At 36.5% G+C, this 14,218-nt stretch carries 11 protein-coding genes and 1 tRNA gene; 1 reads left to right on the top strand and 11 read right to left on the bottom strand.

Going from position 1 to position 14,218, the window contains the following annotated elements; genetic code table 11:
• Nucleotides 1-12 precede the first annotated feature (12 nt).
• Genes JR347_RS12400 through JR347_RS12380 form a run of 5 tightly spaced genes read right to left on the bottom strand, consistent with a single transcriptional unit; the run spans nt 13 to nt 5,256 of the window.
• Nucleotides 13-2,001 carry a urocanate hydratase gene (locus tag JR347_RS12400; protein WP_205720923.1) on the bottom strand — a complete coding sequence of 663 codons (1,989 nt, stop codon included), beginning with the start codon at nt 1,999-2,001 and terminating at the stop codon, nt 13-15.
• Complete coding sequence (locus JR347_RS12395; protein ID WP_205720922.1) at nt 1,998-2,768, bottom strand: patatin-like phospholipase family protein; 771 nt, start codon at nt 2,766-2,768, stop codon at nt 1,998-2,000. Before JR347_RS12395 ends, JR347_RS12400 begins: the two co-directional genes overlap by 4 nt.
• Entirely contained in the window at nt 2,768-3,604 is an 837-nt protein-coding gene (locus tag JR347_RS12390) for an MBL fold metallo-hydrolase (protein WP_205720921.1), read from the bottom strand. Before JR347_RS12390 ends, JR347_RS12395 begins: the two co-directional genes overlap by 1 nt.
• Entirely contained in the window at nt 3,601-4,248 is a 648-nt protein-coding gene (locus JR347_RS12385) for a DUF6090 family protein (protein WP_205720920.1), read from the bottom strand. The genes JR347_RS12390 and JR347_RS12385 overlap by 4 nt, the downstream gene beginning before the upstream one ends.
• A 60-nt stretch (nt 4,249-4,308) precedes the next feature.
• Nucleotides 4,309-5,256 (bottom strand): acetyl-CoA carboxylase carboxyltransferase subunit alpha, encoded by a 948-nt coding sequence (locus tag JR347_RS12380; protein WP_205720919.1) that lies wholly within the window; start codon nt 5,254-5,256, stop codon nt 4,309-4,311.
• A 155-nt stretch (nt 5,257-5,411) separates the two neighbouring features.
• On the opposite strand from JR347_RS12380, the gene JR347_RS12375 reads away from it, so the two are divergent.
• Nucleotides 5,412-5,485, top strand: a tRNA-Asp gene (locus JR347_RS12375).
• A 116-nt stretch (nt 5,486-5,601) separates the two neighbouring features.
• Here the strand turns inward: JR347_RS12375 and JR347_RS12370 are convergent.
• The 6 genes from JR347_RS12370 to JR347_RS12345 all read right to left on the bottom strand — a co-directional run bounded on the left by JR347_RS12370 (nt 5,602) and on the right by JR347_RS12345 (nt 14,218).
• Nucleotides 5,602-6,783, bottom strand: coding sequence for a tetratricopeptide repeat protein (locus tag JR347_RS12370; RefSeq protein ID WP_205720918.1), 1,182 nt, complete (start codon nt 6,781-6,783; stop codon nt 5,602-5,604).
• A gap of 28 nt (nt 6,784-6,811) precedes the next feature.
• A complete protein-coding gene (gene gyrA, locus JR347_RS12365) occupies nt 6,812-9,334 on the bottom strand; it encodes a DNA gyrase subunit A (protein ID WP_205720917.1) in 2,523 nt (840 codons plus the stop codon).
• Nucleotides 9,335-9,467: 133 nt separating this feature from the next.
• Nucleotides 9,468-10,535 (bottom strand): hypothetical protein, encoded by a 1,068-nt coding sequence (locus JR347_RS12360; RefSeq protein ID WP_205720916.1) that lies wholly within the window; start codon nt 10,533-10,535, stop codon nt 9,468-9,470.
• A gap of 48 nt (nt 10,536-10,583) precedes the next feature.
• Nucleotides 10,584-11,195: a hypothetical protein gene (locus JR347_RS12355; protein ID WP_205720915.1), complete on the bottom strand. Its 612-nt coding sequence runs from the start codon at nt 11,193-11,195 to the stop codon at nt 10,584-10,586.
• Nucleotides 11,196-11,309: 114 nt separating this feature from the next.
• A complete protein-coding gene (locus JR347_RS12350) occupies nt 11,310-11,765 on the bottom strand; it encodes a hypothetical protein (protein ID WP_205720914.1) in 456 nt (151 codons plus the stop codon).
• 116 nt (nt 11,766-11,881) lie between these two features.
• Nucleotides 11,882-14,218 (bottom strand): TonB-dependent receptor, encoded by a 2,337-nt coding sequence (locus JR347_RS12345; protein WP_205720913.1) that lies wholly within the window; start codon nt 14,216-14,218, stop codon nt 11,882-11,884.

Raw genomic sequence — 14,218 nt, 5'->3', positions numbered from 1 at the left:
TGTTTTTGTACTCTAATTAAGTAAATCTTTAGATACTTTATTGGGTAATGTAACAATTAATTTGTCATTCATTTCCATGGCTCTTTTTATTGCGAACACAGCTTCTTCATTCCTCGCCCAGCTTCGTCTGGCAATGCCGTTATTCACATCATAAAAGAGCATATTTTCAATCCGTTTCTCCGCCTCGTTACTACCATCCAGAAGCATTCCGAAACCACCATTGATAACCTCTCCCCAACCTACTCCACCTCCATTATGTATCGATACCCATGTGGCACCTCTGAAAGAATCTCCAATGACATTATGAATGGCCATATCGGCTGTAAACCTGGAGCCATCGTAAATATTAGACGTTTCTCTGTATGGACTATCTGTACCAGAAACATCGTGGTGATCCCTACCTAAAACAATTGTACCTAATTCCCCTTTGCTGATCGCATTATTGAAGGCTTTTGCTATTTCTATTCTACCTTGTGCATCGGCATAAAGTATTCTAGCCTGACTCCCTACAACCAGTTTATTCTCCATAGCAGCTTCAATCCATTGAATATTATCAGCCATTTGTTGTTGAATCTCTGCAGGAGAATTTTCTTTAAGCTTCTTTAGTACATCAGCGGCAATCTCATCCGATTTAATCAGATCTTCTTCCTTACCTGATGTGCAAACCCATCTAAATGGACCAAAACCATAATCAAAACACATTGGCCCCATTATATCTTGAACATACGAAGGGTATTTGAAGTTGATTCCATCCTGAGCCATCACATCAGCTCCCGCTCTTGATGCCTCTAGTAAAAAGGCATTACCATAATCGAAAAAATAAGTGCCTCTTGCTGTATGCTTATTGATTGATGCAGAATGCCTAACCAGCGTTTTCTGTACCTCTTCCTTGAATTTAGCAGGATTTTCAGCCATCATTCTGTTAGACTCTTCAAATGAAATACCAGCTGGATAGTAACCTCCCGCCCAAGGGTTGTGCAAAGAGGTCTGATCTGAACCTAGGTCAACATAGACACCCTCCGCTTCAAACTTCTCCCACACATCAACAATATTACCTTGATATGCGATTGAAACTACCTCTTTGTTTGCCTTAGCCCTATTAACGCGATTGACCAATTGATCCAAATCCGCAATCACTTCATCAACCCAACCTTGGCTATGTCTGGTATTTGTAGCTTTAGGATTTATTTCGGCAACTACTGAAACACAACCAGCAATATTTCCTGCCTTTGGTTGCGCACCACTCATTCCACCGAGACCTGAAGAAACAAATAGTTTACCTGCTAAGCCCTCTCCTGCTTTAGAAATTTTTCTACCAGCATTTAAAACGGTAATGGTTGTTCCATGTACTATCCCTTGTGGGCCAATGTACATATATGAACCAGCCGTCATTTGTCCATATTGTGTGACGCCTAGTGCATTGAATTTATTCCAATCATCTTGCGAAGAGTAGTTAGGGATCATCATGCCATTAGTTACCACTACTCTTGGTGCTTCTTTAGATGAAGGAAATAATCCCATAGGATGACCAGAATACATATGAAGTGTTTGATCATCTTCCATTGTGGCGAGATACTTCATTGTTAACAGATATTGCGCCCAATTCTGAAACACAGCACCATTTCCCCCATAGGTTATTAATTCATGAGGGTGCTGCGCTACTGCCGGGTCGAGGTTATTCTGAATCATAAGCATAATTGCCCCAGCTTGTTGCGATTTAAAAGGATAATCACTCAAAGGTCGAGCATGCATTTCATAATCCGGGCGAAATCGATACATATAAATTCTCCCAAATTCCTCAAGTTCCTTCTTAAATTCAGGTAGTAGCACCTCGTGGTGTCTTGGCTCAAAATATCTTAACGCATTTCTTAAGGCGAGGATCTTTTCTTCATTACTGAGGATTTCTTTCCTCTTCGGTGCATGATTTATAGTTGGATCAAAAGGCTTATGTTCCGGCAATTGCTGTGGAATACCCTGTAATATTTGTTCTTTAAATGTCATATGGTTTCTAACATTTTTGATTCATTAATTTGGCGTATAGCTTCTTTGTAGCCAATGCTGAATATTTCTTCAGCTTTGCTAATGTCTAGTACTTTAAAAGGCTCTAAGCCGTTAGGTTCAATAAGAAAATTGCAATTTTTGGAACTTTGATAGACATTGCTTGTAATTGCTAGCATTAGTGCCCTTTCTAGTCCACTTGAGAAATTTTTAAGCTCAAAATTTCTATCAATCGGATTGGAGTGAACACCAATAACTATTTTTGTTTTATCTCTTATTGCCTCAACAGGTAAATTATTTAAGATTCCGCCATCGATATATAATTCATCATTGTATTGAACCGGATTGAACAGCACGGGAATACATGAAGAAGCACAAATGGCCGGCACTAGATGACCTTGATTAAAATATTCTGTTTTACCTGATTTTAGATTCGTAGCGGCTATGTAAAGAGGAATTGTTAGTGTATCAAAGCTATTTTCAGGAAGGTAGCTAATGAGAAACTTTTCAATTACCTCCATTTTAAGCAACCCTTTAGTATTCAGTGCCGGCTGAATAAATCGCATAGGTTTAAGTTCTATCAACAATTTTAAAATCTCATTGATACTTAAACCACCTGCATAAAGGGCTCCAATTATTGCTCCTGCACTAGTTCCTGAGATAACATCAATCTTTATATTATGCTCCTCAAGTGCTTTTAACACACCCAAATGGGCTATCCCCCTTGCTCCGCCTCCAGAAAGAACCAGGCCAATGTTGTATTCAGTCATCAAAGAATTTCAGATAACTTAAATGTTTCATCTAACCTTACTCCTTTTTCTGTGTGTTTAACTGTGCAGCATTCATTTACAGAGTCGTGCTCTAAGAAAAGGATATAATTATTGTCAGCAGCTTCATTCAGAAACCGTTCTTTCTCATCTAAAGTGAGTAATGGCCTTGTGTCGTAACCCATAACATAGGGCAAAGGAATATGACCAACAGAAGGTAACAGATCAGCCATAAAAACAATGGTTTTGTCTTTGTGCTTGATTTTTGGTATCATCTGCTTGTCTGTATGCCCGTCAAACGTTTCTACATCAAATTGGCCGAAGGCACCTTTAGTATGGTTCAAAAAATTCAAATGACCACTTTCTTTCATTGGTAGAATATTCTCCTTTAGAAATGAGGCCTTTTCCCTTGCGTTAGGCTGTGTTGCCCAATCCCAATGTTCACTATGCGACCAGTATTTTGCGTTTTTAAAGGTTAACTTCAGTTTCTCACCATCTTGCTTAACTCCGCCACCACAATGATCGAAATGCAAATGAGTTAAGAACATATCTGTTATATCATCTTCGGAAAATCCTGCTTCATTTAATGACTTCTTTAAACTATAATCGCCATGTAAGTAATAATGACTAAAAAATTTATCGCTTTGTTTATTGCCAATGCCATTATCTATTAAAATAAGGCGATCTCCATCTTCAATTAACAAACAGCGCATGGCCCAAGTGCACATGTTATTTTCATCTGCCGGGTTAGTTCTCGACCACAGTGTTTTTGGAACAACACCAAACATAGCACCACCATCTAGTTTAAATAAACCTGTATTAATAATGTGTAGATTCATTTAAGATTAGCTTTTAATTCTCTTTCTAATTTTAAAGCCAAATTATGCCCCCTCTGGTAGGCTTGAATCTTTTGTGCCAGGAAACTTGAGTGTAACCCTAAAACCGTTCTGAACTTATCAGATTTGATCACATCAGTGTTAAGGCCAGTTCCTGTTCCATAGGCGTCATTTAATAGAATGGGTATTATTTGGTTGTCAAAATTCATCCTATAATAGGACTCGATTTCATCAATTTGATCATAGCCTGAATGATAAAATTCAATAATATCTATCCTTAGCTTAAGATCAAGAAGTTCAAATTTGCCTGAAGATTTTATTGATTCATAGGTAATGTTTTTACTTGTAAATGAGTTTAATGAGGCAATTCTGGCGAAGGCTATGTTTAATGAATCATCTGATAAAGGCGGTTCACTTCTACTTAATAACCTTCTAAATATTTTAAGGCTTTCACTTTCATACTTCACCAATGAATCTAATTCAGCAATATCAAAGTCTAAATCGTCAATCATTGCCTGAATGTATGTATCATGCAATTCATTGGTCTTTTTCTCCTCATTCCAATTATTTAAAGCAAAGGCAACTGAAATACCTGTGATAACTACAATTAAATTTACAAAATGATCAAGCCAGCTTATTTTTCTCATAGTGATATAATTAAAAAGCCACGGAATATTCCGTGGCTCTAATTTATGAATCTTTAGTTTTTATTCCTTGAATTTACCCATAGAACAGAATTTGTCTATTCGAGCACTGATTCGTTCCTCTGCGGATTGCTTTGATAACTCCTCATAAGTACTTTTTATATACTTCTTAACTTCTTTAGACATCCATTTAAGGTCTGTATGTGCACCTCCTAAAGGCTCTTTTATAATACCGTCAATTAATTTGAGGTCCAACATATCTTTACCTGTAAGCTTTAAAGCTTCAGCTGCCTGTTCCTTGTAATCCCAACTTCTCCACAATATTGATGAACATGATTCAGGGGATATTACAGAGTACCATGTATTTTCAAGCATCACTACTCTATCACCAATTGCAATACCCAAGGCTCCGCCAGAAGCTCCTTCACCGATTATTATACATATAACAGGCACCTTGAGCATAAACATTTCTTTCAGGTTTCGAGCAATAGCTTCACCTTGCCCTCTCTCCTCAGCTTCAAGACCTGGGAATGCACCGGGAGTATCAATAAATGTGATGATTGGCTTATTAAACTTCTCAGCTAACTTCATTAACCTAAGAGCCTTTCTGTAACCTTCAGGATTGGCCATACCAAAGTTTCTCATTTGTCGCTGTTTGGTATTTCTACCTTTCTGCTGACCAATGACCATATAAGTTTGCTTGTCAATCGTTCCAAAACCTCCTACCATGGCTTTGTCATCTGCTACATTTCTATCGCCATGTAACTCAACAAAGTCATCTAAAATCTCATAAATATAGTCTAGTGTATATGGCCTTTCAGGGTGCCGGGAAAGCTGCACTCTTTGCCATCTGGTAAGGTTGTTGAAAGTATCTTTTTTCAGACTTTTTATTTTAGACTCCAGCGATTTTACAGCTTCCTCCACGTCAACATCGCTCTCAGAAGCGATTTTTTTCATGTCTTCTAATTTTGCCTCTAAATCTGCAATAGGCTTTTCAAAATCCAATAGCATATCTGTTTTATTAAAGGTACAAAATTAAAACTAATCCGCACTTATGACAGATTAATCTACTCTAATTCTAGGCTTAAAAAATAATGAAATAAATTCAACCTTAGTGTTGCAAATAATAAATGACCGATATACATTTGCACCACCTTAAACGAAAGGGTCTGGTAGTTCAGCTGGTTAGAATGCCTGCCTGTCACGCAGGAGGTCGCGGGTTCGAGTCCCGTCCAGACCGCTTAAGTAGCCTCTAGAGTAATCTAGGGGCTTTTTTTATGATTAATTGTTGAGGGTTATTATAAAAAAAGCCATCTGTAAATAACAGATGGCTTCTCATATTATTCTAATACTTGCTTATTCATCGCCCAAAGCTTCGAGTTGATTTGAAACCTTTTCAGCTTTGTCATACATTTTTAATTGGGTATAAATATATTGAAGCGTTTCCAAAGTAGTTCTGTCGTTGGCCTGAAGTGCATTTAATTTCTCCCAGTGTGGTAATGATTCTTTCAATCGCTTTTCAATTTCCAACTGCATTGCTTTAGCCTTTTTCTGATCTGCTTGAGAAATACCTAAATTATTCTTCTCTTTTATTAAATCTACAGCTTGGTTGTAAGAAAGAACAGCCAAATTGAAACGTGCATTATAATATTCAGGGTCAACTTCAATAGCTCCTCTGTATGCTTCTTTTGCTTTTGCTGGATCTCCAATCTCCTCGTACATTACTCCTAAAGTAAACCTCAAATTAGCATTATCAGGTTCACTAGCTATTGCAGCCTCTAATTCCTTTTGAGCCTCATCTATTCTTTCTAATTTAATTAAAGCGTTAATTTCAGATTTAGCAAAATCCATGTCAGAAGGAAACTGTGCTTTTGCGGCTCTTATCATTTCTAAAGCCTTTTCATTATCTTCATTTATAACACCTTCAATGTAAATAATTGCTGAATAAATATCCTTACTATGGTAATCTAAATCATTTGTAAGTACATAATAGTTCTTAAGTGCCTTATCATATTCTTTATCAGCTTGAGCAACAGAAGCAGAATAAATATAACCTGTAGTATCTTCAGGCTGCACCATGGTTGTTTTCATAAAGTACTTATATGCTCCTTTGTAATCTTGCACATTATAATACTCAACACCTTTATTTAAATAGTGCCCCCAAAGTGTACTTATTTGCTCTCCTTTGGTTACTGGAAACCCATTCGGACCAGTAATATAAAACTCGTTATTACCGGCATTCATCTCGTCTGCCTTTTTAAATGATTCCATTGCTGTTTTTAATGGATCATTCGCTAAGTTTTGATATGTTGGATTCTGAGTAGTATCTAAGGAAGCATATATAAGTCCTCTGTAGTACCATGTTTTTTCATCGTCCTTGGTTTTTTCATGCACGATAGCTTCATCAATAATATTCTTTGCTTCTCCCAAATTACCTTCAGTTCTTGCTTTTTCTGCTTGATTGATTTTCGGCTTCTTCTGTCCGTAAGAATAACCTACAACCATTATTGCAAGCATAAATACGATTAATCGTTTCATAGTTTGTGTATTAGTTTGATCTTTAAATTTATTCTTTTTCTTCATTATTAGGTTCAGCACCTTCATTATTTTCGTCTGCATCTTCCGATGAGTCATCCTCTACTCCTTCAATCCTTTCAATTTTCTCCACAGAAGAGATTTCATCATTTTCATTCAAACGAATAAGCTTTACACCTTGAGTGGCTCTTCCCATTACTCTCAAATCTTCAACTGCCATTCGAATGGTAATACCTGACTTGTTGATAATCATCAAGTCATCAGTATCAATTACTTCTTTGATAGCAACAAGCTTGCCAGTCTTCTCTGTGATATTAATTGTTTTAACTCCTTTACCACCTCGTTTTGTAATTCTATAGTCTTCAATTAATGATCGCTTACCGTAGCCCTTTTCTGAAACTACTAAAAGGTTTGAGTCTTCTCTATTAATACAAACCATACCCACAACTTTATCCTCACCTTCCAGAGTTACTCCCCTAACACCAGAAGCAGTTCTTCCCATAGATCTTACATCTGACTCATGGAAGTGTATTGCTTTACCTCCTGTTTTAGCAATAACTATGTGATTATCTCCATTTGTTAAGCTTACATTGAGTAACCTATCACCTTCTTTCACAGTGATGGCATTAATACCATTTTGGCGAGGTCTTGAATAAGCTTCTAAAGGTGTTTTCTTGATGGTACCATTTTCAGTACACATCATCACAAAGTTGTTGTTGATATAGTCTTCGTCATCTAAATTCTGAACGTTAATAACTGCTCTTACAACATCTCCTTGCTCAATGTTAATAAGGTTTTGTATAGCACGCCCTTTAGAAGTTTTGGATCCTTCAGGAATAGCATACACCTTTTTCCAGAAGACTTTGCCGTACTCTGTGAATATCAATAAGTAATTGTGAGCCTTTGCTATGAATAAATGCTCAGTGAAGTCATCATCCTTCGATTTGGCACCTCTTGAGCCAACTCCACCTCTACTTTGGGTTCTATATTCTACAAGCGGTGTTCTTTTAATATAGCCTTCATGAGAAATGGTAAGAACCATTTCATCATTAGGTATCATATCTTCAAAAGTAATATCATCTGCGCTATGAACAATTTCCGTTCTTCGCTCATCACCATAGCGCTCCTTTAACTCAAGCAACTCTGTTTTGATGATTTCCATTCTTCGAGGCTCATTAGAAAGAATGTCTTTTAGATCTTTGATCAATTCAACAACTTCTTCATATTCCTTCTGAATCTTATCTCTTTCAAGTCCTGTCAATCTCTGAAGACGCATCTCCAAAATAGCTTTGGCTTGAATTTCAGATAACTCAAATCTTTTTATTAATTCTTCTTTTGCCGTATCCGGATCTTTCGATTTTCTGATCAAATCAATGATCTCATCCAGATTATCAAGGGCTATAATATAACCCTCTAATATATGAGCACGCTTTTCAGCTTCATCCAACTCATATTGTGTTCTTCTCACAACAACATCATGACGATGTTCCACAAAATGAGCAATCATATCCTTCAAGTTCAGCGTCATAGGTCTGCCCTTAACCAAGGCAATGTTGTTGACACTAAATGAAGTTTGTAACTGAGTGTATTTGAATAAGTGATTTAAAACAATATTAGGAATAGCATCCTTTTTAATATCATATACTATTCTAAGTCCATCTCTATCCGACTCGTCCCTGATATCTGAAATTCCTTCAATCTTTTTCTCGTTAACAAGGGCTGCTGTTTTCTCAATCATATTAGCCTTGTTAACCTGAAAAGGTATCTCAGTAACAATAATTTGTTCCTTTCCAGTTTTAGTGGTTTCAATTTCTGCTTTTGCACGCATTAAAACTCTGCCACGTCCTGTTTCAAACGCCTCTTTTACTCCCTGATAGCCATATATAAGCCCCCCTGTTGGAAAATCCGGAGCAGTGATATGTTTCATCAACTCAGGAATATCTATATCCCTATTGTCGATATATGCAGATATACCATCTATAACTTCAGTTAAGTTATGTGGTGCCATGTTGGTAGCCATACCTACTGCAATACCAGAGGCACCATTCACCAATAAATTAGGAAGCTTAGCCGGAAGTACTGTAGGTTCCTTTAAGGAGTCATCAAAGTTAGATTGGAAATCAACCGTATTCTTATTGATATCTCCGAGCATTTCTTCTGAAATACGCTTCAACCTTGCCTCAGTATAACGCATGGCAGCGGGTGAATCACCGTCAATTGATCCAAAGTTACCTTGCCCATCTACTAGTGTATACCTTAGTGACCATACCTGGGCCATACGAACCATGGAATCGTAAACTGCAGTATCACCATGCGGGTGATACTTACCTAAAACCTCTCCAACAATTCTAGCCGACTTTTTATAGGGTCTGTTGTAGTTTACGCCCAGATCAAGCATACCGTATAAAATTCTTCTATGTACGGGCTTTAATCCGTCACGAACATCTGGTAATGCTCTAGAAATGATTACTGACATAGAATAATCTATGTAAGCACCTCTCATTTCATCTTCAATATTGATAGGAATGATATTCTCGTTTGCTCCTTCCGCCATTTTATCTATACACTTATCAGTTTAAAATAATGGCGAAATTACACAAAAAATATCAAGCTACACATGATTAGTATTGACAATCTTCAATAGGTCAAAAATGATGTAGTAACTATCAGATTATCAGTTATTTATACTAATAAGGATGGAGTTTTTTTCTATTCTTTTTCTTGTATTTAAATAGCTTTGGAAAATTCTCTCCGTGGTGAGGATTTTGCTTTTTCCATATAGGGTGCATTCTACTCCTGTACTGTTTATTTCCGTGTTGATGATTTATTTGTGTGGTACAACTTTTTATAAGGCACTTCTTCAACTCTGGAATTCTATAAAACACCCCAACACCTAAATAAAATGCATTCATGTTTGTTGTGATAGACGTACTAGATTCAGGCACATTTAAAGTGAAATTCTTGAAATCGAATGAAGGCCTAACAAATGCTGAGAAGTATTCGGATAGTTCTCTTTCTATGGTAGCTCCTATATTGAAAAACACGCCTTTCTGAATTAGTCCTTTGTCGAATTTATTAGATAGGTTAAATGCGCCAATATTAGCATCAACAGACAACACGTAATCGTAATATCGGTATACTTTACCACCTAGAATTAGAAAGTATTTTTTATAGAATGTGCTTCCAAAGTTTGGCGATATTGCAGCAATTGAACCGTCAAAATTCTTAGAGGTAAACTCACCAACCCTATGATATTCAAACATAAACCCACCACCTATTTTATATTTATTTTGGATTTCAACATGTAAGGTAAGTTGCAATGGAATACTTGTGCCCGGGGCTCTAAAAATTAGCTCTGAGGTATCTGAACCTACAAGAAAATCATTATTAACGTCTACAGCTACATTATCTGACTGATTGACTGTGTTAAACCAATATCTGTAACCTCTTGGGATATTACCGGTTGTAGGGTCAACATCGTTGGAAAACAATAGCGGTGTGCTATCCTGCTGTTGTAGAATACTGTAACCAGATAAATCTTGTCTGTAGAAGGTTCTGCCATATCCAGTAGATAAGCCAAAATGCAGCTTGGATAGCAATAGTCTTAAAGAGCTGACATTATCGGGTTTAGCATAGAAATGATCCAAAGGAATGGCTGGTTTTTCCTGATCCTGACCTTCAACTTGAAATGCACAGCAAAATAGCATCACGAATGTTGCTACTTTAATTAGCCGATTGATTTCTAAGTTGATCATGAAATTATAACAGGCAAAAATAGAGATTATTCTCAGAAGCCTGCTAAACTATTTCACATTGAAGGTTTTACAAAATGAAGCAAATACCAAATGTTCACTTAACTCCAATTTATTTCCTATATCCTGAATCTTTTCAAATTCTACTTTGGATATGCTGCGCTCATCTACAATCTCAGCTTCGTCATGCAGAAAAAATGAGCTAAGAAACCTAACATACGCATATGGAACTTGCATTAATTCCTGAGCAAATGTTGTAAGATTATAATCGTCCTGATCAGAACCTACTTTCCTCAGTTTAGAGTTATCAAACGTTTTAGCCATGCATATTTTTATTATCTTATAAAAAGGTAATTCCCATTTATCGAACGCTTTTATCAAAAATTTCATTGCATGAGCTACAGGATCTATTTTTAGAAAAAAACCTCCTTTAGACATTTTTCTAGCCATTTTATTTAAGGCGAGCTCTTCAAATAGGCTTATAGTACCATTGGCCAATGCTATACCTACTGTTGGTGTCATCATTACCAGAGAAAGAAAATCATGCTCTGATATTTCCAAAAAATTGGCCTCATTACCAATGAACTCCTTACGTGCGGCAACCACAGCATCCAACACTTCAGGAATCTCAATCATTATAGCAACTTCATTCTCTGTGAACATATTTTCTTAATTAAAGTCAAAAGATACAAAATCCCACTAATATTGATCAAGGATATAGCAACAAAAAAAGGCGCTTAAAAAAAGCGCCTTTTAAATTTTTAATATCAAAACTCGTTATGCACCTTCAGCTGGAGACTGAATTTCTGCCAGAATAGCATTGTAACGACTTTTTACACTTTCATCAGAACCTAATGCAGATTTTATAGCCTTGTAAGCTTTACCACCATCAGGAAGCATTTTTGTGGCTAAGATTTGTACTACATCTCCAATTGCTTCTTTTCTCTCATCCTGCATTTTTGTGATGTTCTCCATGAATTTTTGCTCGAATTCAGAAGCTGGTTCACCTTCACCTTTAGATAACTCCAAATACCTTTTACCAGTCATTCCTTCCTGGTTCTTAATCATTTCATTTGTTAAAACGCTAATTTCAGATTTCATAGCATCAACAGTTTCCATCATCAAAGCGTAACGTCTTAAGTTTTCGTCAGTGATTTCTTCGCTTTGTGCATTAGCTACTGTTGCGCAAAAACCCATTACAAATGCAGCAATTAAAAGTCTCATCTTCCTCATTGTATCAATAGTTTGTTATAAATAAAAATTAAAAATCTCGAAGAAAGGCCAATCACCCTTTTTAAACAAATTTATTGGCTAAAAATTAATGTTGTGTCCCGTATTTTACGTGACATTTAGATGTTAATTGTAGCTCTTATATTAAAAAACCGGGCAGATAATGAATTAGGAACGGCAAACTGATCATTATTAACATCAGATATCCAGGTATATGAAATTGGATTAGCAGTGCCAAAAAGGTTTAAAATTTCTGCAGAGATAGTCAATCTTCTAGCTCCTTCATATTTCTCTTTATTAAAGTAGAATAATCTTGAAAAGCCAATATCGAGCCTCGTATAATTACCACCATCATAACTATTTCTGTTTTGAAATTCACGTGGAGGACCAAATGGCAGGCCACTACCATAAAACAAATTTACACTCACCCGCATATCAGGATTGTTAGGGAAGTGATCCTGAAAGAAAATAGCAGCATTTATTCGTTGATCGGTCGGACGTCTAATGTAACCGTTCCCATCGCCTTCTACTTGTTCTTGCGTATTTAAAATACCTAAGCTAAACCAAGACTCAACGCCTTCAACAAATTCTCCACTTACTCGCATATCTAAGCCTGTAGCAAAAGCTTTCGCATTATTATTCGCATAGTATCTGATTTTCACATTCTCAACTTCGTAAGGAACTACATCTGTAATTCTTTTAAAATAGGCATCAGTTTGAATTACAAATGGTCTTCCCCACCACTCAACATTGTATTCTAAACCAGTAATGAAATGAATTGATTTTTGTGCCTTCAATTCTTTATTTATTGATCCATCAAATGCTCTTAACTCTCTATAGAAAGGTGGTTGAGAATAGGCCCCAATAGCCGTTGTAACTTTTAGCCTTTGATTTGGAAGAAAGGTTATTTGTGCCCTTGGGCTTATTAATAACTCGCCATTCAAATCCCAGTAATTGGCTCTAACGCCAATTGTTGAGAATACTTTCTTACTTAAGGTGATTGTATTTTGAATAAATCCAAAGTATTGATTGGATGCTAAATCTGCCTTAGATTGCACTGCGTCTACGTCAATTACATAATCTGCCGAATCAGTGAAACTATATTCCTGTAGCTGATCATCTATTAACTGCCTGCTGTAGCCAAACCCGAATTCAATTTTGTGGTTATCCAATTCAACCGTATTTCTATTTTCAAGATTCACCAATTCGGCCGTTAAATTATTTCTGCCATAGTCGTAATTAGTGCCAATGCCTCTTATGAAAACACAATCGTTAAAAGTTGAAGAAGAAACATTTTTATCAACATCACATAAGCGATAGCCACCTTCAACATCAGTATATTCCCTTTCAATAGCGTAAACAGCAGATCCTACCAACTGAGATGACCAAATAGAATTAAAACTGTGTGTTAGTTTAGTGCCTATCTGATAAGTATCATATTCCAACGTCTCCTCTCCTGCAAATGCCACAAACAATCGCAATGACTGATTAAAATTTCCAAACTCTGTTTCTCGGCTTTCAGGCCTTACTAAATATCTATTTCTGGCGTATGAAGAAAGAACGCTTAGTTTGGTCTTATCCTCATTGCCAGTTTTGCCCAACTTAAAATTTATAATTGACTGATAATCAGTAAATCTGGGTAAGTATTGACCTTGAGTCTCCAAGGTGTTTAAAAGGTACTGAGAAGACTTATGGCGAACTCCTAGCGCATAACTCATTCGGTTTTTAACTCCTACTCCTTCGGCATGTACTGACCCACCCAAAAGACCAATACTGGCAGAAGCATGAAATTCCTCTGGCTCTTTGTACGTGACATTTAATACTGATGAAAGTTTATCTCCGTATTTGGGTTGCCATCCACCTGCTGAAAATTGGACTGACGAAACCAAATTGTTATTAATGAAGCTTAGTCCTTCTTGCTGACCATTGCTAACTAAAAACGGTCTGTAGATGGGTATATCATTGACATAGATTAGGTTCTCATCATAATTACCACCCCTCACAGAATATGTAGATGATAATTCATTATTACTTGAAACTCCAGGCAGTGTTGCCAAAATCTTATTAAACTCTTGAAATGGCGTGGTAAGGGCTTCAACACTTTTAGGCTGAATTTTTGTTACAATAGCTTCTTTTTCACGCTCTCCACTGATACTAATTTCCTCTAAATAAGAAGTTTTACTTTTTAGCTGAATAGACTGTCTATTGACCAATTCACTATATCTTACCGTGAAAGATTCATGAGCCACATGTGAAAATATAATAAAAGTAGAGTCAGAGGTTGGCTCTAATTCATTCAAATTGAAATGACCTGATTCATCAGTAATAACACCTTTGTTACTGTTTTCAACCTGGACAGAAACACCTTCTATGGGCTTGTTCTTTTCATCAACTACACTTATTTGAGCATCAACAACCAACGGTAATAAAGAAAGTAATAGAAAATAAAGCCGCAT

The organism is Fulvivirga lutea, from assembly GCF_017068455.1.
GTDB classification, from domain to species: domain Bacteria; phylum Bacteroidota; class Bacteroidia; order Cytophagales; family Cyclobacteriaceae; genus Fulvivirga; species Fulvivirga lutea.
The sequence above is the reverse complement of the archived record's forward strand: the minus strand, read 5'-3'. Positions and strand labels throughout refer to the sequence as shown.